General features: G+C 66.5%; 19 protein-coding genes and 1 pseudogene. 11 read left to right on the top strand and 9 right to left on the bottom strand.

Annotated features, from left to right (window positions below):
• The first annotated feature begins 1 nt into the window (after nt 1).
• The 5 genes from P8A18_RS19285 to P8A18_RS19270 all read left to right on the top strand — a co-directional run bounded on the left by P8A18_RS19285 (nt 2) and on the right by P8A18_RS19270 (nt 3,455).
• Nucleotides 2–1,345, top strand: a complete 1,344-nt coding sequence (locus tag P8A18_RS19285; protein WP_371933781.1) for a dihydroorotase — start codon at nt 2–4, stop codon at nt 1,343–1,345.
• Nucleotides 1,308–2,033 carry a winged helix-turn-helix domain-containing protein gene (locus P8A18_RS34445; protein WP_445978196.1) on the top strand — a complete coding sequence of 242 codons (726 nt, stop codon included), beginning with the start codon at nt 1,308–1,310 and terminating at the stop codon, nt 2,031–2,033. Before P8A18_RS19285 ends, P8A18_RS34445 begins: the two co-directional genes overlap by 38 nt.
• On the top strand, nt 1,994–2,281 hold the full coding sequence (locus tag P8A18_RS34440) for a hypothetical protein (RefSeq protein ID WP_445978195.1): 288 nt from the start codon (nt 1,994–1,996) through the stop codon (nt 2,279–2,281). Before P8A18_RS34445 ends, P8A18_RS34440 begins: the two co-directional genes overlap by 40 nt.
• A gap of 283 nt (nt 2,282–2,564) precedes the next feature.
• Nucleotides 2,565–2,831, top strand: a complete 267-nt coding sequence (locus P8A18_RS19275; protein WP_306056104.1) for a hypothetical protein — start codon at nt 2,565–2,567, stop codon at nt 2,829–2,831.
• Between the two features lie 54 nt (nt 2,832–2,885).
• Nucleotides 2,886–3,455, top strand: a complete 570-nt coding sequence (locus P8A18_RS19270; protein ID WP_306056103.1) for a hypothetical protein — start codon at nt 2,886–2,888, stop codon at nt 3,453–3,455.
• A gap of 258 nt (nt 3,456–3,713) precedes the next feature.
• On the opposite strand, the gene P8A18_RS19265 is transcribed toward P8A18_RS19270, so the two are convergent.
• A complete protein-coding gene (locus P8A18_RS19265; RefSeq protein ID WP_306056101.1) occupies nt 3,714–3,992 on the bottom strand; it encodes a hypothetical protein in 279 nt (92 codons plus the stop codon).
• A 151-nt stretch (nt 3,993–4,143) separates the two neighbouring features.
• Between P8A18_RS19265 and P8A18_RS19260 the strand changes: the two genes are divergently transcribed.
• Nucleotides 4,144–4,677 carry a hypothetical protein gene (locus P8A18_RS19260; RefSeq protein ID WP_306056100.1) on the top strand — a complete coding sequence of 178 codons (534 nt, stop codon included), beginning with the start codon at nt 4,144–4,146 and terminating at the stop codon, nt 4,675–4,677.
• A gap of 401 nt (nt 4,678–5,078) precedes the next feature.
• Nucleotides 5,079–5,423 carry a DUF2750 domain-containing protein gene (locus P8A18_RS19255; RefSeq protein WP_306056099.1) on the top strand — a complete coding sequence of 115 codons (345 nt, stop codon included), beginning with the start codon at nt 5,079–5,081 and terminating at the stop codon, nt 5,421–5,423.
• Here the strand turns inward: P8A18_RS19255 and P8A18_RS19250 are convergent.
• From P8A18_RS19250 to P8A18_RS19225, 6 genes and pseudogenes are all read right to left on the bottom strand, one after another.
• A pseudogene (locus P8A18_RS19250) lies at nt 5,420–5,988 on the bottom strand (IS5 family transposase); the annotation flags it as partial. The gene P8A18_RS19255 and the pseudogene P8A18_RS19250 sit on opposite strands and share 4 nt — an antisense overlap.
• Before the next feature lie 3,457 nt (nt 5,989–9,445).
• Nucleotides 9,446–10,081 carry a hypothetical protein gene (locus P8A18_RS19245; RefSeq protein ID WP_306056097.1) on the bottom strand — a complete coding sequence of 212 codons (636 nt, stop codon included), beginning with the start codon at nt 10,079–10,081 and terminating at the stop codon, nt 9,446–9,448.
• Nucleotides 10,078–10,680 (bottom strand): helix-turn-helix domain-containing protein, encoded by a 603-nt coding sequence (locus P8A18_RS19240; protein WP_306061003.1) that lies wholly within the window; start codon nt 10,678–10,680, stop codon nt 10,078–10,080. The genes P8A18_RS19245 and P8A18_RS19240 overlap by 4 nt, the downstream gene beginning before the upstream one ends.
• Nucleotides 10,681–10,832: 152 nt before the next feature.
• A complete protein-coding gene (locus P8A18_RS19235; RefSeq protein ID WP_371933693.1) occupies nt 10,833–11,468 on the bottom strand; it encodes a TetR/AcrR family transcriptional regulator in 636 nt (211 codons plus the stop codon).
• A gap of 137 nt (nt 11,469–11,605) precedes the next feature.
• Nucleotides 11,606–12,631, bottom strand: coding sequence for a hypothetical protein (locus P8A18_RS19230; RefSeq protein ID WP_306056093.1), 1,026 nt, complete (start codon nt 12,629–12,631; stop codon nt 11,606–11,608).
• Between the two features lie 112 nt (nt 12,632–12,743).
• Complete coding sequence (locus tag P8A18_RS19225) at nt 12,744–13,142, bottom strand: hypothetical protein (protein ID WP_306061001.1); 399 nt, start codon at nt 13,140–13,142, stop codon at nt 12,744–12,746.
• Nucleotides 13,143–13,250: 108 nt separating this feature from the next.
• Here P8A18_RS19225 and P8A18_RS19220 point away from each other — a divergent pair, with 108 nt between their 5' ends.
• From P8A18_RS19220 to catA, 3 genes are all read left to right on the top strand, one after another.
• On the top strand, nt 13,251–14,063 hold the full coding sequence (locus tag P8A18_RS19220; protein WP_371933692.1) for a helix-turn-helix domain-containing protein: 813 nt from the start codon (nt 13,251–13,253) through the stop codon (nt 14,061–14,063).
• A complete protein-coding gene (locus tag P8A18_RS19215; RefSeq protein WP_306056092.1) occupies nt 14,060–14,299 on the top strand; it encodes a DUF397 domain-containing protein in 240 nt (79 codons plus the stop codon). The genes P8A18_RS19220 and P8A18_RS19215 overlap by 4 nt, the downstream gene beginning before the upstream one ends.
• 72 nt (nt 14,300–14,371) lie before the next feature.
• Nucleotides 14,372–15,052: a type A chloramphenicol O-acetyltransferase gene (catA, locus tag P8A18_RS19210; RefSeq protein ID WP_306056090.1), complete on the top strand. Its 681-nt coding sequence runs from the start codon at nt 14,372–14,374 to the stop codon at nt 15,050–15,052.
• Between the two features lie 91 nt (nt 15,053–15,143).
• On the opposite strand, the gene P8A18_RS19205 is transcribed toward catA, so the two are convergent.
• Entirely contained in the window at nt 15,144–16,646 is a 1,503-nt protein-coding gene (locus P8A18_RS19205; RefSeq protein WP_306056088.1) for an FG-GAP and VCBS repeat-containing protein, read from the bottom strand.
• A 357-nt stretch (nt 16,647–17,003) separates the two neighbouring features.
• Between P8A18_RS19205 and P8A18_RS19200 the strand changes: the two genes are divergently transcribed.
• Nucleotides 17,004–17,780, top strand: coding sequence for a hypothetical protein (locus P8A18_RS19200; RefSeq protein ID WP_306056086.1), 777 nt, complete (start codon nt 17,004–17,006; stop codon nt 17,778–17,780).
• Nucleotides 17,781–17,850: 70 nt separating this feature from the next.
• Here P8A18_RS19200 and P8A18_RS19195 read toward each other — a convergent pair whose 3' ends face one another.
• A complete protein-coding gene (locus tag P8A18_RS19195) occupies nt 17,851–18,654 on the bottom strand; it encodes a hypothetical protein (RefSeq protein WP_306056084.1) in 804 nt (267 codons plus the stop codon).
• Between the last annotated feature and the right edge of the window lie 55 nt (nt 18,655–18,709).

Genomic DNA, 18,709 nt, shown 5'->3' with positions numbered 1-18,709 from the left:
GATGATGACCCTGCGGGGAGTACGGCCCCTCGGCGGCCCACCCCGGGACGTGACCGTACGGGACGGCCGGATCGCCACCGTGACGTCCCCCGGGAACGCGGGCGGCACGAGTGCCGCGGACACGACGACAGCCGACTGCGACGGCCTGATCATGCTGCCGGCCCTGGTGGACCTCCACACCCACCTGCGCGAGCCCGGCGACGCGGCCTCGGAGACCATCGCGAGTGGTACCGGGGCGGCGGCGCACGGCGGGTACTCCGACGTGCTCGCCATGGCCAACTGCGTGCCGGCGACCGACACCCCCGAGCGGGTACGGCACATCATCGAGCGGGCGGCACGAACCGCGTCCTGCCGGGTGCACCCGGTGGGGGCCGTCACCAGCGGGCTCGCCGGCCGCAGCCTCGCCCCCCTCGACGCCATGGCGGCCGCCGGCGCTCTGATGTTCTCCGACGACGGTGTATGTGTCGAGGACCCAAGGCTCCTGCTGCGGGCACTGGAGGCAGCCCGCCGCACCGGAACTTTCGTCGCCCAGCACGCGCAGTGCCCGCGTCTCGCGGAGCGCGGCCAGGTCAACGCCGGCGCGGCGGCGCACGCCACTGGTCTGCCGCCCTGGCCGGCTACGGCCGAGGAGACGATCGTCGCCCGTGACGTGGTAATCGCCGGGGCCACCGGCGGACGGCTGCACATCTGCCACGTCTCCACAGCGGGGACCGTTGAAATCGTCAGGTGGGCCAAGTCGCGCGGCTGGCCGGTGACGGCCGAAGTGACCCCCCACCACCTGCTGCTCACCGATCTCCTGGCGCGCGACGGGGACCCCCTGCACAAGGTGAACCCGCCGCTGCGCACCGCCGGGGACGTGGCGGCGCTGCGCGCGGCCCTGCGCGACGGGACCATCGACGCCGTTGCCACCGACCACGCCCCGCACACCGCGTTGAGCAAGGACAACCACTGGTGCGAGGCGCCCTTCGGCATGCTGGGCCTGGAGACTGCGCTCCCCGTGGTCGCAAAGGCCCTGGGCGACGGCGGCGAACCGGACTGGGGCCTCCTGGCCACGGTGATGTCGACCCGGCCGGCCGGTATCGCGGGACTCGCCGACGTAGCGGGCCGTCCGCTGCGCGCCGGGGAGCCCGCGACGTTCACCCTGGTGGACCCCGAGGCCGACTGGCGGGTGGACCGGACGGAGTCGGTCAGCGCGTCGGACAACACCCCGTTCCACGGCATGACGTTCGGCCATCGCGTCGTCGCCACCATGGTCGAGGGCCGTGTCACCGCCGACATCGGCCGCCGGCTGGCCTTCCCGACGGCCGATGCCGACAACCCTCCGGTGTCCAGCTCCACCGGTTGAGCCGAGGCCCTCGTGGTTGCCGTCACGGGCCACACCGAGCCCAGGGGGAAACGGGCCCACCAGGCGTCCCTTTCACGGGTGCGGCCGACTCGTGACGGGGGGGAAAGCGCATGGAACGCCATACCGTCGGCTCGACCGCGAGGGGCGGGCCCGGCTCCGGCAGCCGAACCGTCCGGTCCGCGTGAATCTCCTCCCCGCCGACGCGCAGGCGCCGCTCACCGCCCAGCGGCCTGAACTCCCATCCGGGCTTGAAGTGCAGGCCCTCCCAGCGGGAGTACACCAGATGCACGGCGGCCAGAATCTGCCTCAGCCCCGCCTGCCCGGTGACCTCGTTCTCGGGGACGTCGAACTCGTTCCACTCGCCCGGCATGTACGGGGATGTCGGCCGGGGCTGTGGACGACTGGTTGGCGAAGTGACTGGCCGGCGGGCGGGACGCACTGCTCTCCCGCTCGCAGGGTCGTCGCGTGGGAGAGCACCAGGTCCTGTCGGAGGCCGAGCAGGCCGCCGTGCGGCAGGCTGTCCTCGATCACATCCCCTCCGACCTGGCGCTTTCGGGTCGGCTGTGGGCGGGGGCAGATGGCCGAGCTGATCTTCAAGATGTACGGGATCCGCTTCACCGAGCCCGGGGGGGGTAGGTACCTCAAGCGTTGGGAGCTGACCTTCCAGCGTCCAACAAGCGGGCGGTAGAGCAGGACGCGGAAGCGGTCCGGGTCTGGCACGAGGAGACCTGGCGGGCGATCCGGGCCAGGGCGAAGGCGGACAATGGTGAAGTTCTCTTCGGCGCCCAGGCCGGGATCAGCTCGGACCAGGTCACCGGCCGCACCTGGGGCGCCGAAGGCACGACGCCGATTGCCCGCCGGACCGGGAACCGGTTCTCCGTGAACGCGATGTCCGACGTCCGCTACGTCCTGGACGAGGAGCCCATGAGTTTCTGACCAATATCACGACAAAGAACTCCCATCGGGATGCTCTGGGCCGTCGAAGGAATGCGAGAAATTCTTTAACCTCGATCTTTCTTGAGGGTCCGCCGACGGTGTCTCAATTAGTGTCGAGGCTGGTACGCACCATGCCATCCCATTGTCCGTAGGAGCCGGCGCTGGAGCCGAAGTGGGAACGCAAAATCTCATACACAACAGAATAGGCCACCCCATCATCTGTGAATTCCACGACCACACGGGGCGTGCGGGCCTGCTGTCTCACGCGCCCCCGGAGGCAAAAATGTACGAGATGGTCCTTGCGGCTCGAACCTCGCACTCCGTGAACTACGGAGAGCTCATCGCGGGAGTTCTTGTGGCCGTGATCGGCTCGCTCCTTGCGTTCAACATTCGAGGCTGCGCCGAGGCAGTCGCCGACTTCTTGGGGGAGATGATATTTTCGGCCTTCTACCGCAATGACCTCATCCTGAGGCTTCCAGCCGGATTCGCCGCAATAATGGGTACCGCATTCGCTTTCATAAACATCAAAATCCTACTTTTTGGGTTCTAGCCTCAACCTCTCCCAAGAGCCCCACCAACCCAGAGGGAGCGAGAATCCACCACCTTGAATAAGTTCACAGCTGTCACCCAGAGAGGCAGAACGTTCCACAGTAAGGTTCGTTACCTAGGACTGACTGCAACCGTAGCAATGTTCGGGGCAGGAGCATCCCTTGCGATAGTTCCAGGGAAAGTGGAGGAATCGCTGATCAATAGGTCACTCACAGGTGGAACCATTAGCGTGACAATCGCCTGGATGGCGTGGGTACTCACCGTCCGCCCGCAGGTGACGCTGTCCGACGAATCCGTCACGGTGCGCAATTTTGTAACGGAGAGCGTCATCCCGTACGGACAAATAAACAGAGTGAGCGTCAGTGATGGGCTGACCTTCAAGCTCAGAGACGGTAGCGAAATCAAGGGACGCGTGGTGGGCACTTCGATGATCGGCCAGCTCGCGGGCTATCCATCAGCCAAGCTACTCAGGTGCAAAATCCTCCCGTTCATGAGCAGTGCTGATCCTCACGAAAACGAAAGGATAGTGCAGACCTTTTCCTTGTCTCTCAGAGTTCCATTGATTGTCGCAGCGCTTCACGCGCTACTGTATGGATCCTTGAGATACATCTTTCACGTGTCATGACGAGCCGTACCGACGAAGATCGCAGGGGCTGCCGCCCGTCTTCCCTCCGCCACCGCACCCCGCCGCTCATGTGCCCCCGGTCCCCGCTTGAGCTTCGCTCGAATGTGCATCCGTTGCCGCTGCGGCCCGGACCGGCCCAAAATCTCCACCGGCTCCAGCCCCTCCGCGCACCATCAGTGCCGAAACAGGTGTCGAACCCACTGGGGGAGGGCTGCTCTCAAGAGCAGCAGGCAGCCCTCCCACAGTGGACGTGCTGCTTCAGCTGAGCGCTTGGAAGTTGAGCCATCCGGTGGTGCCGGCGACGGTAGGTGATCCTATGCCGGTCGTGGTGATGGACGGGTAGAAATAGATTCCCTTGTTGGTGTCGTGGCTCGTGGCATAGAGGTCGGGTTTGCCATCGCCGTTGCTGTCGCCTTCGGAAGTGATCAGCGGGTGGGTATTGCTGTCCCAGCCGCTGGATTTGAGGTCGATGGTGGTGTGGCCAAGGCCTTCACCCGCTGGGCCGGTTCCCGTGTAGAGGCGAGGTTCCTGGCTCATGAACTTCGCGTCGGGCCCAGCATGGAGTGGCGGAATTGACCCGCACGCGATTCCTGCCGGAGACCCGTGGCAAGACCACTAAGATTCGGCACATCGGGGTCCCTGTACCCACCAGGGCCCCCGGTGCGTCACCCGAACTTCGCGAGGAATTGTGAGATACAAGGACTTCAAATACGACATCTCTGGGGCGCTGTGGAGCTCGCCCGCGAAGACCGAAGCGGTTTACTCGAGAGTGGATACGCCACTTGGCGAGGTCACACTGCTTCGCGGCCCGTCCAGCACTCGCACCCCAGTCGCCCTGGCTGACGCCTGGGAGGATTGGGTCGTTACCCTGACAGGGGTAGCCGAGGTAAAGGTCAGGGACCTGGGCGTACCCCTCTACGCGGGTCGAAAGCGTCTGGAGTCCGGAGCCGAGGGTGAGTTGAACGGTACGGAGTTCAGCATCCGCACCCACTCGTCTCTTCGTCGATCCGCCAGAATCATTGCGTTTGACGGCCTGGGGATCACATTCACCGTGCGCAGGCTAAAGATCTACGTCCATGAAGGTGACAACTGCGTAGCCACGGCAGTCGCAGGCGATTGGGACATCGTCACACCCTCAGCAGCAGGAATAATGAGTATCTGCCTCTTCGTGTGGGCCGACATGGCCTACTTCCTGCGCACCCCCTTCTTCAGAATACTCTGACGTGTTCGAGCACATCCCCACCGAGTGGAGGGACATCCGCACGTCGCCTCTACCACTGCGGCCTCAACCGGCTGGAGGCCATACACCACCCCGACAACCCCGCCTCCGCCCGCGTCCTGATCAAGGCCGGACCCACATCGGGACGTCCGACCGGCAGACTCATGGCGAAACCACCGTGCCGTACCAGGTGTACGCCCGGGTCGGGACGGGCGTCGTCCAGGTCAGATGTCGCTTGGGGCGGCGACGGCGGCACAGGACTCCTGCGTCATCAGCGGGACCGAGCCGCGCTGCACGAACGTCGGTGGAACATACGTCACAGGGGTGGAGAAGGAGTACACGACCCCTGATCGACTAAGAACCCCTGACGAAATGAGTGGCGGGTACCGCTAGTCTCTGTGGCCATGAGTCAGAGCGGTTCGCAAGCGGCAGCGTTCTTCCGGGATGTCCGCCAAAGCAGAGTCGTCTGGCTCGTCCGGGATGACGACGGAATGCCGAGCCACCTCTCCGCGGACGGCGCGCGAAGTCTTCCCTTCTGGTCGACCCCGGCCCGCGCCCAGAGGGCAGCGAAGATCTGGGGGCATGGGCTACGCGTTGAATCCATGCCGCTGGAGACCTGGCGCGATCGCGAACTGCCCGATTACGCCCGGGATGGACTCAAGATCGGCATCAACTGGAGTGGGCCGCGCCTGGTCGGCTGGGATTTCACTCCCATGGAAGTTCTCAACCGGCTGACGGCGGCTGACTAGCCCAGGGCATCGCTCGCCGGAGCACACAGTCGCCGCCGGCAGATGAGTGCGAATCCGAGGGTGAGGAAGGATTCGTGGATGTCGTCGCGTATCTCCCCGCGGATCCGCAGGCGACGGAACCAGTGCAGATGGGCGAACACGCGCTCAACGACCCAGCGTTGGGTGCCCAGGCCGGAGCCGTGCCCGGCGCCGCGGCGGGCGATCAACGGCTTCACGCCGAGGTCCCGGGCCAGGCGACGGTGCTTGTCGTGGTCGTAGCCGCGGTCGCCCAGCACCACGTCCGGGCGGCGCCGGGGCCGGCCGCGCTTGCCCCGCACCGGCGGCACGGCCTGGAGAAGAGGGATCAGCTGGGTGACGTCGTTGCGATTGCCGCCGGTCAAGGTGGCGGCGAGCGGAATGCCGGTGGCGTCGGTGATCAAGTGATGCTTGCTGCCGCTTCTGCCCCGGTCAACAGGGCTTCGTCCCGTCTTGGAGCCCCCTTTAATGCGCAAATGTGGGAGCCGTCGACCGCGGCCCGGGAAAGGTCCAGGGCGTCCGCGCTGCGGAGCTTGGCGAGGAGGACCTCGACTCGAGCTCCGTCACCGGCTGCGGGCCCTGGCCGAGGACCGTATCCGGGCCGCCCGAGCCACCGGCCTGCGCAACCTGCCCCTCCACACCACCGCCGCACTGGACCAGCTCGCACTCCTGCCGAACCCCGGCTGACCAGTAACTTTCTCGTCCCTACGACAGCAGCCCGACATCGGAGCAGTGGAACTCGGCGCCTCCCCGAGATGACACTCGGGCCTTCGACCTGCCCAACCTCAGCTCACGGCACGAAAACGGGCCACCGACGGAATCGTCGGCCCGTCACGACACTTCGAGGTTAAGAGTGGGATGGATAAGGTGAGGGACACAATCAATGACCATTCCACTCTCCTCGGTTACGTCGGCGTGGGCTCGGAATCGCGTCCATGATCACGCCACTCGGTGGCGTTGCGGTCGCGGCCTTCTACTTGGGGACCGCCCTTGCCGCCGCAACGACAGAGACGCATGTGTGAGGAATAATTGGAATGGCTGTGAGACTGGAGCTGTAGGGCTAAGGTTTGCGGGGTGGGCTTTGGAGCAGCCAAAGCAGCCAACTCCATCCACAAAGGCGCCAGCTCATTCGGAAGGGCCAAGGGAGGCTTGACCTCGATAGAGTGGCGCCTTCTGCAGGGGGTGGACGGGTCACTGACGCGGGTTCCGTTCTGGCGGCGACCCTGGCTATCAACACCCCTATTATGGAATCAAACAGGGATTAGGCGCGTAAGGAATCACGACAATGAAGCAGCAGCCCCAGCCCCCTCACATTCTCTCGATTGAGCATGAAGACAAGGTACCCTTCTCTGCTCGCCGCACGCTGCAGCGTGCAAAACGACGTGAACGGTCGGGGCTGCTGTTCTACTGCACCATGCGGAACGGCTTCCGAAATGTGAACCGAAAGTGGTCGATCGCATCCGTCGAGGAGGGGGGGCAGGTGCTTTGCAAGATGGACAGCACAACCCTCAAGCGTACGAAATTTATCGATCTAACCCCAGGTCGACATGTCCTTACATTTCGGGTAATTCGTGCACGGAGAAGTGAGTGGACCAACTTTGAGCAAGAGGTGCTATTCCGAAAAGGGGATGTACTCGTGGCGATGTGCGATCCCGTGCAACCCGATACCTTTTATCAGAAAAGCCCGGAGCGAGACACTTGGAAAATGCTCCTAACGAGAATGCGAAAGTGAGACGTTTCCAACCTGACTGGTGGCTGAAAAGGGCTCAGTAGGGAATTCCGTACTCATGCGATCCTCGCTTTGGCGACTGGAACGCACGTTGAACCAAATGAGAAAGGATGCAAATGGGAGCTAGAGCTCCACTCCGGTACCGATGAAAAATGACCATTGGAGGAATTGCGACCATCGGCGTTTTCATCGCATCCAACCCACTACCGAACCCCTTCAATATTGTTGTTCCTGTGACTTTCGGGATAGGTCTCGGGAGTGCGATCGGTAGATCCCGAGAACAGCGATAAGCTGCGGCAGGCTAGAAATGTTCTACGGACATAGCTATTCAGCTGACTGGCGGAAACACAAAGGCGTGAACACGGAGCCTCTTCCGACCTCACGCTGAGGCGTGGTGGAGGAGGGCTGCCTGGACCATGGTCGTGATGCGATGCCACCAGGAGTGAGCGCTACCCGGGCTGTTGCCGGACATCTCGCGCCCCTTGGCCGGGCGAGGCCACCGCAGTCGCCCGGGTTCGTGGTCAGGCAGTCAGGCAGTCAGGCGCGTGGTGCCGCCGGCAACACGCCTTGCAAGGCTTCCTGCACGCAGGCTTCTACGGGGTGGGTTCGTTGGTCTGGTTCGCGGAGAGGTTCCTCTGGGACGGGGAGCGTCCTGAATGGAGGTGGGATCCATTGAAGTCCGTGGGGCCCATGCGGTTCGGTCAGAGCAGGGAAGAAGTCTCAGTCGCTCTGGGCGAGCCGGTCCACCGCTTGAGGTGCCGCCCCCGAAACGGTACGCCAACGGAGCTTGCGTAGGAGGCGCCAGTTCTTGAGAATGGCCATGGCCTGCTCGCAGTCGGCCAACCAGAGGAATGCCGTCGATGCTTACCTGCGGCCCACGGCAGCCCCTACTACTCCGGGAAACACAAACGCCACGGCATGAACACCCAGGAGACCGTCGCGATCCCGATGCCGAACCCGGCGGCCGGCTGGGCCCGCGCTTTCGTGGCCGAGCGTAGCGCCGACAAGGGGTCTTCCAATTCAACTAACCGACAAGTTCATATCTTCAGTGACGTCTCGTGGACGTGCTGACGCAAGACCACTACTTGGCGCGCCCCGAGGGGAGAAAATCCAATGCTGCTCGTATTCTCTGCCATATTTATAACAATCGGATTGGCGATTAGGAGAAATTGGTGGGGCGTAACAGACCAGCTCTCCGGTAAACATGTAAGCCACAGACCATTGGTGCACGAGAGGTCGTGGGCATGGCATGCAACTAGAGCCTCTGGGGGAGTTTTTATCGGCGTGGGCGGCATCACATTCCTGAGTTTCATATACTTCTCAATTCGACACTTCGCGCAGTAAACTCCACCCTCCCCCCCCCTTCCCTCTATTTTAACTAGGTCCACGAGATGCCGTCATCACTGATCCTCTCTCTCTTCCTGCCGCTCGGGGTGCTCTTTCTCTGGAATCCTGGAGGGTGGGCGGACGGCTTCAAGTCCGAGCTTGAGGGATACGGACTGCGCAGGCCACTCATGGTTGCGATCGCCATAGGGTGGGTGGTGGTCGGATCAGTGGCACTGCTGAGGTTGGGCTCGTGATGTCGCCGAGTTGCCCAGGCATCGTGCAGCCAGGAATGGGGGGGATGCTTGACATTTACAGCGCGCGACGAAATATTACGCCGCCGTTCCTGGCCCACCCGCTGCGACATATTGATCGCAGGTCTCGGGGTCGCGATGCCGGCTCCTTGCCATCCGGTCCTGAACCCGTTGATCGAGGTGACCCTGCACATCGCAGAGTCTTCGTTGGCACTGGCGGAAATTCTCGCGAGATTCGCCAATGGATTCGCTCTGGCTGCGCGACGATGGTTCTCGATGCCTCCGTCGCGCCCCGACCTCATGCACACGGTGTGCGAGCGCTGACGCCTCTCTCATTTTGTGCGCCGTTCTCGCAGTTCTCACCGGTTTCGGCGCGCTCTGAATGACGTTCAGTGGCCGGCAAGAGCCGGAACACCACACTGCGCCGAGTCAGTAGGCAGGATGGGAGGAGATAATCGGGTATGGCACGCAGCAAATACCTGATCCATCTGATCCCTCTGGGGATTCTGATAGTGGCGGTCACGACATGGGCCAGATGGCTCGGTGGTCTTTACGCAGTCATCCTGCCGCCCGCCTTCGCCATAGGATCGGCGGCCCTCCTGGGGCGATTCCTTCAACGACGCCTCGCAGGCAAGGCAAGGGATGACGGGCCCTTTTGAGGCGCCCGTCCGCTCCACGCCCCGGCGCGTCCCCGCGCCCCCTCACATTCGGCTGGGGAACGCCTCGTCCTGCGTAGGCACCGTCAGTTGGCCCGTCGTCAGGGCGTCCAGGACGTCGTCGAGGCGGAGGTAGCGGCCCTGTTTGATGCTCGGGGTGATGTTGGCGATCCTGCCGGCCTCGCGGAGGTGGAAGATCGTCCAGGGTGTCCCGAAGGTGTCCAGCCGTTCGCCGTCGCACAGGATGGCGCGGGTTCGGGCGCTCGCGGGGCGGGTTCCGTCGATCTGCTGGTTGACCGTCTCGACCGCGTCGACCCCGAAGACCAGGCCCTCGCCGCCCCGCTGGTACATGACGAGCATCTTGGGGCGCGCGAGCCCCACATGCGCGCCGCTGCCCAGTTGGCACACATACGCCCCGTGCTCCTTCAGGTCCGCCATGGTCCGGGCGTTCGCGGACACGATCACCGCGTGCTCCTGGAGGGAGCGGAACCAGGCCAGGGCGGGCGCTTCGTGCCACACCAGTTTGCCGCGGTTGCGGTAGGCGGGGGCGGCGAGAAGGCCCCGTGCCGCCATCCGCTCGGCGCCGCGTGGGGGCCGCCCCACCAGGGACCCGAAGTCGGCCCGCGTGATGACTTCCGGCAGCCCCTCGAACCAGGCCGTCGAACCCTCGTTACCGCTCACGTTCCCCCCGTACCTCTTTTCGGTTTCGCTCGTACGTGCATGCGTTCCCCCTGCGGTCCGAACAGGCTCAGGAACTCCACCGGGTCCGGGCCCGCCGCCCCCCACCAGTGCGGGGTGTGGGTGTCGAACTCGGCCGCCTCCCCCGCCGTGAGGATCAGGTCGTGGTCGCCCAGGACCAGGCGGAGCCGGCCGGAGAGCACGTACAGCCACTCGTAGCCCTCGTGCACCCGTTGTTCGACCGGGCCCGGAGGGGCCGTCGCGCCAGGCATGACCTGCTTGTACGCGTTCACGCCGCTGAGGTGGCGGGTGAGCGGGACGAAGGTCATGCCGTGGCGCTTGAAGGGCCGGAAGGTGACCCGGGGGTCGCCCGTGTCCGGGGCGCCGACCAGTTCGTCCAGCTGGACCCCGTACGCCTTGGCGAGCGGGAGCAGCAGTTCGAGGGTCGGTTTGCGGCCACCCGATTCCAGGCGGGAGAGCGTGCTGAGCGAGATCCCCGTCGTCTCGCTCAGCTGCGTCAGCGTCGTCCCGCGCTCGGTGCGCAGCGCCCGCAGGCGCGGGCCGACGCCCGTCAGCACGGACGCCAGCTCGTCGTCCTTCATGGGTCCGCCGCCGTCGCCATCGCCGCCGCCGCCGTCGTTCCGTTCCTTCGCTGCCATGAATCCATTTGCCGACCCGGCAAGCGGCCTTGTCAACCGGAAGGGACACCGGAGGAGACCCCGGAAGAGACCCCGGAAGAGACCCCGGAGGCCCGCTAGGAAGCCCCGGTGGCCGCCCCGGTGGCGCCCACCGACCCGTCCGCCGGGCCGATCATCGCCATCGAAAGCCTGGTCAGCTCGCTGGTCAGCAGGTCCGGCGGCATCTGGCGCGGGTGGCGGCCGTGGTGGGCGAGCAGCTCGTCCACGGACCGGGTCAGGACCTTCACGACCACCTCCAGGTCCCCGTCCACCGCGTGCCCGCGCCCCCGGGCGCGTTCCGCCTCGTGGCCCAGGAAGTCCGTCCACACCTGGCGCCACATCGTGAGGTGCTCGTCCATCGCCGGGCTCACGCCCAGCACCTCCACGAACGCCACCCTGGCCGCGTGCGGGTCGGGCGTGACGGCCCGGACGTAGGCGGCGAACAGCCTGTGGACCCGCTCCTCCGTCGGACAGGTCTCCATGCCCTCGGCCGCCAGCTCGGCCTGCGACGCCTGCATACCGGCCATCGCGACCTGGTCGTACAGGTCGGTGAGCAGCGCCTCGCGCGACTCGAACTCACGGCGGAAGTCCCTGACTTCCACCTGCGCCTCGGCGCACAGATGCTCGACCGACGTATGGGCGTAGCCGTACACCGCGAACAACGTCCTTCCGGCCGCCATCAGTTGTGCCCGGCACCGCGCGGGGTCACGCACCGCCCTTACTCCGTCCCAAAGTTCCACCACGGTATCCACCACGGGTCCTCCTCAGTCCGTCCCGGCCCCCGCCGCCCACTCTGCTCGTTCCACCGCGTCTACGGCGGAACCGCCACACCGGCGAACAGCCTTGCGCCTCACCGTTCCCCGGCATCCTTCTCAAGGACCGCCGCGACCCGCTCCCGCCAGGGCAGCCGGTCCGGCTCCTCGAAGTCCTCTCCCGGCCGCGACCGCGGCCACTTCGCCTCGTGCGCCTCCCAGGCCTCCGCCCGTACGCACGTCGGGCACACCGTCTCGTCCGCCCGGGGCCGGAACACATGCTCCGGCCCTCCCCCTTCGCACGGCACGTGCGGCCGTACCGCAGGCGCGTACGCCGGTTCCTCCGGCAGCTTCTGTACGAGCCGGTGCCGTACGAACCCGAACGCCGACCGCACCCCGTCCGCGGGCAGTTCGCTCACCAGCGCGAGCCGCAGCTCCGCCGCCTTCACGCCGCGCCGCAGCCAGTCGGCCGCCGCCCCGGACAGGGTCCGCGCCTCCCGTACGCCCAGGTGCAGTTGCGGGCTGGCGTGGCGCAGCGACAGCAACACGCGCTCGGCCTCCACGACTTCGGGGGCGCGCGCCACGGGCTCCGCCGGTTCGGCTGATTCGAGCGGTTCGGCTGATTCGGCTGATTCGGCTGGTTCAGCCGGTTCCGCCGGTTCGGCCGCAGGTGCTTCGGAGGGTGGGTGGGAGAAGTTCTTCTCACGTTCTTCAACCTCCGGTTGGTAACCACCGATCGACCGAGTCCCCGGATCACCGACCGTCGGATACTGATCACCCGGTGCCACCTGCGCGTTTGCGTCTCTCAGCCGCCGTGCCTCGTGGTCGGTGAGCGGTACGTTCGAGAACAGCTGGTCCGTCACCCACAGCCCGCCCTCACCCTGGCGGCGCCACTCGTGGACGAACCCGCATCCCTTCAACTGCTCCTTGGCCTTCTGGTACGCCCGCCCCTTGATCCCCAGCCTCTTGGCATGGTCGCTCAACGCCATGCCCGCACGCCTCTCGGGCAGGCCCTGCACGTACGTGATCAAGATCTTGGCGTCACTGCTGAGTTTCGGATTGCGCACAATGTCGTGCGCCGCCTTCACATAGCCGTAGGAAGGCGAGATAGCATGCCAAAGCATTCTCGGTGGACCTCTTAGCATCCATCGTTGGGTGAAGGCCCTCGGTCCGGGTGTTGGTAGCACCCCCGGGGGCCGCCCCATGCGCTGAAGCGCACGGAGCGTAATGACTCCGTCACCGTACAGCAGGAATCTCGTCCGCAACCACCTTCATCAGCAGCTCGAACAGCAGTGCCGTTTCCACAAACGGATCCTGCGCCGTCGGCCGCGAACGCCAGTCCAGCGGGTACGTCAGCCCGTCCAGCGCGGGCACTCCGACGAAGTCCGATCCCTTGCGCACGAGCGCGTCGACCCTCGCCGGCCACAGATGGGCACTCGCCGTGCCGGGCGGGACGAGGAAGTACATGCTCCGCTCCCCGATCCGGGACCGGACGATCGGGCCGGCCTGAAAGTCCGTGAACTGCATGATCTCGTACGCCACTTGCTCGCCGAGCAGCCCGGAGATCCGGATGGCGTCGAAGTGAATCCCCGCGTGCCGCAGGGCGTGCCCGCTCGCGGGAATCCACGAGGGCATCAGGTCCGGTGAATTTTTCGGTTCCATACGGAAAGCGTCGACCCCCGCACGTACCGTGACCAGGGACACAAGGCGTCTGTGCACTGTTGTGCACTTGGAGGTGGGGCTGTGCACTCCAGTAGTACCGGTGGCGGGACAGCCGAGATGTTCGGGGCGTTGTTGCGGCACTACCGCGAACTGGCCGGGCTGTCACAGGAGGGCTTGGGGAGCAGGATCGGTTTCTCCAAGTCGCAGGTTGCGATGGTGGAGCGGGGGCAGAGGCCGCCGAAGGGGGACTTCATCCCGCTGGCCGATGTGGCGCTCGGTGCCAACGGTGCTCTGATCGCTGCGGCGGTGAAGTTGCAGTTCAGTCGCGTGGCTTCCTGGTTCGAACCATTCGCCGAGGAAGAGGCCAAGGCCGTAGCGCGGTACGAGTACGAGAGCCACGTCATCCCCGGCCTGTTGCAGACCGAGGCACACGCGCGTGCCGTGTTCAGCCAAGCATGCCCGCCTCTTGATGACGACGAGATCGAGAGACTGGTCGCCGGACGTCTGGCACGGCAGACCCTGCTGATCCGCAAGCCGCTGCCGGACATCAGCTTCGTCCTGGAGGTCAGCGCACTCAAGCGCCCCATCGGCGGACGGGACGTGCACCGAGCGCAGCTCCAGCACATTCTTGAGGTCAGTCGACTGCGTCATGTGCACATCCAGTTGATGTCACCTCGGCGGGAATCCCACTCCGGCCTGGGCGGCTCTTTTGTCCTGCTGGAGACCGACGATCGGCGGCGACTTGGGTACATGGAGGTCCAGGGGCGGAACTTCCTTGCGAGCGAGCAGCCCTACTTGGGAGACCTGTTCGCCACGTATGGCATGCTGCGGACCCAGGCTCTCGGACCGGAAGAGTCGCGCGAGTTGATCAAGCAAATGGCAGAAGGACTATGAACACTGACCTCACTTGGTTCAAGAGCAGCTACAGCGGCCCAGAGGGCGGCAACTGCGTCGAGGTCGCCCTCTCCTGGTCCAAGTCCAGCTACAGCGGCACGAACGGCGGCAACTGCGTAGAGGTCGCCGCCTGCCCCCACACCGTCCACGTGCGCGACTCCAAGGACGTCACCGTCCCCGCCCTCACGCTCTCCCCCGGCGCCTGGTCCGCGTTCGTACAGCACACCGCTGCCTGAGGCGCGCTTCCCGCAGTCGGCGCGGCCGGAAATTCGTTACGGTCCGCGCCCCGGCGCTGCCATCATGAGCCGATGGACGCCCCCGCCCCCATCGACCTGAGCACCTGGCCGCGCGCGCAGCACTTCGCGCACTACCGGGACCGCGTGCCGTGCACGTACTCGATGACGGTGGAGGTCGACGTCACCGAGTTCACGGCGGCGCTGCGCCGGTCGCCGCGCAAGTCGTACATCGCGCAGGTGTGGGCGCTGGCCACGGTGGTCAACCGGCACGAAGAGTTCAGGATGTGCCTTACGGGGTCGGGCGACCCGGCGGTCTGGCCGGTCGTGCACCCGGCGTTCACGGTGTTCAACCCGGAACGTGAGACGTTCGCGTGCGTATGGGCGCCGTACGACCCCGACTTCGGGGCGTTCCACGACACCGCGGCCCCACTGCTCGCGGAGCACGGCCGGGCCACGGACTTCTTCCCGCAGGGGCCACCGCCACCGAACGCGTTCGACGTGTCGAGCCTGCCGTGGGCGTCGTTCACCGGGTTCAACCTCAACATCGGTGGCGGCTGGGACCACTTGGCGCCGATCTTCACCCTCGGCCGCTACACCGAACGCGAGGGCCGCACCCTGCTCCCCGTCTCCGTACAGATCCATCACGCCGCCGCTGACGGGTTCCATACGGCGCGACTGGTCAACGAGCTGGAGGAACTGATGGCGGAGTCTTCGGCGTGGCTGACCGCGCGGCGCGAGGGCGAGGGCGCGTAAGAGGGTCTGACGCGACCGTCCGGGACGCGACGCGGGGTGGTGCTGTTCCGCGCAGCCGCGAAACAGCACCACCCCGCTTCCTTCGGGTACGTCAGCCGATGTCCGGGCCGTTGTCGTTGGACAGGTCCAGGCCGAAGCGGGCGTTGAGCACCGGGGCGCCCAGGTCGACCGGGTTGAAGGCGAACGCGCCCGTCGCGGTCAGGCCCGAGGCGGTGCCGCGCAGGGACCACACCGCGCCGCCGTCCGCGACCGCGTCGAGGTCCTCGTCGGGGGCGCCGGCCGCCAGGTCCGCCTTGCCGTCGTTGTCGATGTCGAGCAGCCGGACCGATGCGCCGAAGTGGTCACCGGTCTCCGCCACGCCCGGCACACCGGCGGTCTCCTGGTGGAAGGCCTGCGAACCGGTGCCGCTCAGACCGCCGGGGCCGCCCTTCAGCAGCACCACCGCGCCGGCTCCCTGGGTTTCCTCGATGGCCTCGAACGGCACACCTGCGGCCAGGTCGTCGTAACCGTCGCCGTTGACGTCACCCGCGCTGAGCCGGGCACCGAACTGGTCACCCTTCTCGCTGACCCCGGGCACGCCCGCGGTGTCCTGGGTGATCGTCGTGGTCCGGGTGGTGCTCGGACCGGACGCGGAACCGTAGTAGATCTTGATGGTTCCGGGGTCCGTGGCCAGGTCCTCCACGTTGCCGTTGGGGATCACCCGGGTGGCGAGGTCGGCCTTACCGTCGTTGTCGAAGTCACCGACCGCGGTGGCCCCGGCGCTCGGGAGCGCGGTCGGTGACTTCGACAGGCCGTTCGGGGTGCCCAGCCACAGCTTGCCGCCGTCGGCGTGGTTGTTGCTCACGAAGAACGTGCACAGGTCGTCGATGCCGTCACCGTTGAAGTCGCCGGCCGCGGTGCCCGACATGGAGCTGCCCGTGTCGGACATGAAGATCCGCTGCTCGCGGGTGGGTGCCCCGTCCCGGGTGAACGGCCCGTAGAGCACGCTGCGCTGATCCCCGTCGTCCCCGTGCAGCATCATCAGGTCCGTCGTCCCGTCGCCGTCGAAGTCACCGGCGGTGAGGTTGTCTCCCAGCTGGGTGTCGGGCGCGGCCGGCATACGGACCGCGCCCTGCCCGGTGATGCCGTCGGTGTTGCCCCACAGCACGATGACGGAGCCGTTGATGGCGGAGCCTTCGAGCAGGAACCTTTCATGGGTGACCAGAGCGAGGTCGGTCAGCCCGTCGTGGTCGAGGTCCTCGGCGAGCAGCCGGTAGCCGAAGCCGTGATCGTCACCGGGCGCGCCCGGCACGCCCGGGGTGTTCTGATCGATGACCGTGGTGTTCGCCGTCGTCAGACCATTGGCCGAGCCGTAGCTGACGGCGATGTAGCCGGCTCGGGCATGGCCGTCCACCGTGGCGGCGGGGGCGGCGACGGCGAGGTCCTGATAGCCGTCCCCGTTGAAGTCCTCGCGCACGGTGGTGGTGGTGGCTGCTGTACCCCCGGGCGCGGCCGTACCCGCGGACGTCCCGCCGGGAGCTGCGACGGCCGTGCCGGCCGTACCGGCCGACAATGCCGCGGCCGCGCAGACGGCTATGGCCAGCGTGGTGCGCATGCCCACAAAATCCTCCTTGGTCGCGTACGCGGAGCCAATGGCGTACGAGGTATGAGGGCTCGCATGGGAGACACGTACGACGGGGAGAAGGTTGCGCGGCGAACGGACGGTGAACTCGCTTGCCGGGCAAGGCAGTCGGGGCAGCCGGGGGGCTGTCCTCGCCGCCCGCGCCGCTGTTGGGAGGGCCGGGAGCGTCCGGTACTGCGATCATCCCGATCGCGTCATGGCTTCGTAACCGCGGCTCCCGTTGGTCGCGGCAACGGGCAGAGTCATGATCAAGTACGGATGCGAGCCAGCCATGACCAAGCTTCGGCCGCATCACCACGACCCGTTCACGACCCATTGGGGGAACCCGCCATGCTTCGCAGCCACCTTCGCAAGACCGTCCTCACCGCCTCCGCCCTGCTGGCCACGACGCTGCTGCTCACGTCCTGCCAGGACGGGGACGCGGAAGGCGTCGGCGTGTCGGACGCGCCCTCGGCGTCCGAATCGGCAGCCAAGGGCGGGGCCGGCGGCAAGGGCGGCGACGACGCGCAGGCGGGCCAGGGCTCGGGCGACAAGGTGAGCGGCAGCTGGGCCGGCGCCGTCTCCTACATGGCGCCGGGCAAGTACATGGTGACCCGCAAGGGAGAGGCGGGTCAGGCGTTCTTCACCTCGGAGGACACCGACATCGAGGGCGCGGGCAAGATCTGCGGCGACGCGGACGGCCAGGCGGCGACCCCTTGCAGCGAGGACCAGCTCGAAGCGGCGGCCAAGAGGGGCTTCGGCGCGACGGTCAAGCTCGAAAACGGTGTCGCGGTCAGCATCATCGAGGACCACGCCGACAGCGGCGGCGGGACCGACGACGACTCGGGCAAGGGCGAGGCGACCGGCCTCTTCACGGGGACGCTCGGATACATGGCCCCGGGCAAGTACACCCTGACGAAGACGTTCGAGGGCCCGGACCGCATGTTCTTCACCGCCACCACCACCAAGATCAACGGCGCCGGGTGGATCTGCGGGGACCCGGACGGCCAGTCCACCAAGCAGTGCACCGAGGACGAGCTCGAAGCGGCGGCCAAGAAGGGCGACATCATCGTCGTCGTAGACGTCAAGGACGGTATCGCCGTCGCCATTGACGAGAACCACAACTGATCGAGGCGGGCCCGGAGCCCGAGCCGCCAGTGACGTCCGCCGCCTGCCCCTCCCGGGCAGGCGGCGGACGTCATTCGGCGGCGAGGTGGGCGGAGAGTACGCGCACCGCCTCCCGGGGGCTGTCCACGGCGAACCGGACCTCCCGTACGTCCTGCGGCGGCTGTCCGGGCTTGGGCACGACGGGGCAGGGCTCGCGCAGGGTGACGCTCAGTGTCGTGGAGTCGCCGATGGGCATCGCGAGGACACCCTCGTGGATCTGGACGGCCCTTCGGTAGCCACTGTGGCGGCTCATGCGGACGGACTCGACGTGGTCGAGAGGGATCTCGATCCGCACGAAGTGGGCGAAGCGGAGCACCATCCTGCCGTCACCGACGACATGCGGGCGGACGGACAGCGCCGCGACGAAGCCGAGGACCCAGAGGGTCCCGTAGACGGAGATCACGAGCAGCACGACACGCACGGCGGACCAGGGCACCAGGAACTCGACGGCGCCGATCTCCAACGGTACGAGGAAGACCATCGCCCACATGACCGGCTTGATCTCCGAGCCATAGGTCAGAACGTCATACCCGGCCGGTGCGTCCGGCTTACGACGTATCCACAGCCAGAGGGCGCGGAACAGGCCGAACTCCAGGCCCACCGCCCTGGCGACGGGGGACGGCAGCACAGCGGCCAACGCCCGGTCGAGGGCTTCCTGCCCGTCGGCGCCCCGGGCCCTGGACGCCTTGTACGCCCGCCCGGCCAGGGCGAACTCGGTGAGGACGATCCCGGCCAGCAACAGTTCGACCAGCAGCCCCACGGCCACGGCCTCACCCGGGCCGAAGACTCCGCCCCACACGAGGCAGATCTCGGCGACGACAACGGCGGGCGCCACCCACCGGACCCCGGCCCTCCACGCCCTCCGCACCGCCAACCGCCCTCCCCCGCCG

This window comes from Streptomyces sp. Mut1, assembly GCF_030719295.1.
In the GTDB taxonomy this organism is placed as follows: Bacteria; Actinomycetota; Actinomycetes; order Streptomycetales; family Streptomycetaceae; genus Streptomyces; species Streptomyces castrisilvae.
Note: the sequence above shows the minus strand (reverse complement) of the source record. Positions and strands in the feature narration are given on the sequence as shown.

What these genes read in the sequence shown, in the direction of transcription:
- catA (WP_306056090.1), top strand. Translation starts at nt 14,372, where the DNA reads ATGGACGCCCCCGCCCCCATCGACCTGAGCACCTGGCCGCGCGCGCAG.
- P8A18_RS19255 (WP_306056099.1), top strand. Translation starts at nt 5,079, where the DNA reads ATGAGTCAGAGCGGTTCGCAAGCGGCAGCGTTCTTCCGGGATGTCCGC.
- P8A18_RS34445 (WP_445978196.1), top strand. Translation starts at nt 1,308, where the DNA reads ATGCCGACAACCCTCCGGTGTCCAGCTCCACCGGTTGAGCCGAGGCCC.
- P8A18_RS19265 (WP_306056101.1), bottom strand. Translation starts at nt 3,992, where the DNA reads ATGAGCCAGGAACCTCGCCTCTACACGGGAACCGGCCCAGCGGGTGAA.
- P8A18_RS19215 (WP_306056092.1), top strand. Translation starts at nt 14,060, where the DNA reads ATGAACACTGACCTCACTTGGTTCAAGAGCAGCTACAGCGGCCCAGAG.
- P8A18_RS19240 (WP_306061003.1), bottom strand. Translation starts at nt 10,680, where the DNA reads ATGAAGGACGACGAGCTGGCGTCCGTGCTGACGGGCGTCGGCCCGCGC.
- P8A18_RS19225 (WP_306061001.1), bottom strand. Translation starts at nt 13,142, where the DNA reads ATGCCCTCGTGGATTCCCGCGAGCGGGCACGCCCTGCGGCACGCGGGG.
- P8A18_RS19205 (WP_306056088.1), bottom strand. Translation starts at nt 16,646, where the DNA reads ATGCGCACCACGCTGGCCATAGCCGTCTGCGCGGCCGCGGCATTGTCG.
- P8A18_RS19285 (WP_371933781.1), top strand. Translation starts at nt 2, where the DNA reads ATGATGACCCTGCGGGGAGTACGGCCCCTCGGCGGCCCACCCCGGGAC.
- P8A18_RS19230 (WP_306056093.1), bottom strand. Translation starts at nt 12,631, where the DNA reads ATGCTTTGGCATGCTATCTCGCCTTCCTACGGCTATGTGAAGGCGGCG.
- P8A18_RS19200 (WP_306056086.1), top strand. Translation starts at nt 17,004, where the DNA reads ATGCTTCGCAGCCACCTTCGCAAGACCGTCCTCACCGCCTCCGCCCTG.
- P8A18_RS19275 (WP_306056104.1), top strand. Translation starts at nt 2,565, where the DNA reads ATGTACGAGATGGTCCTTGCGGCTCGAACCTCGCACTCCGTGAACTAC.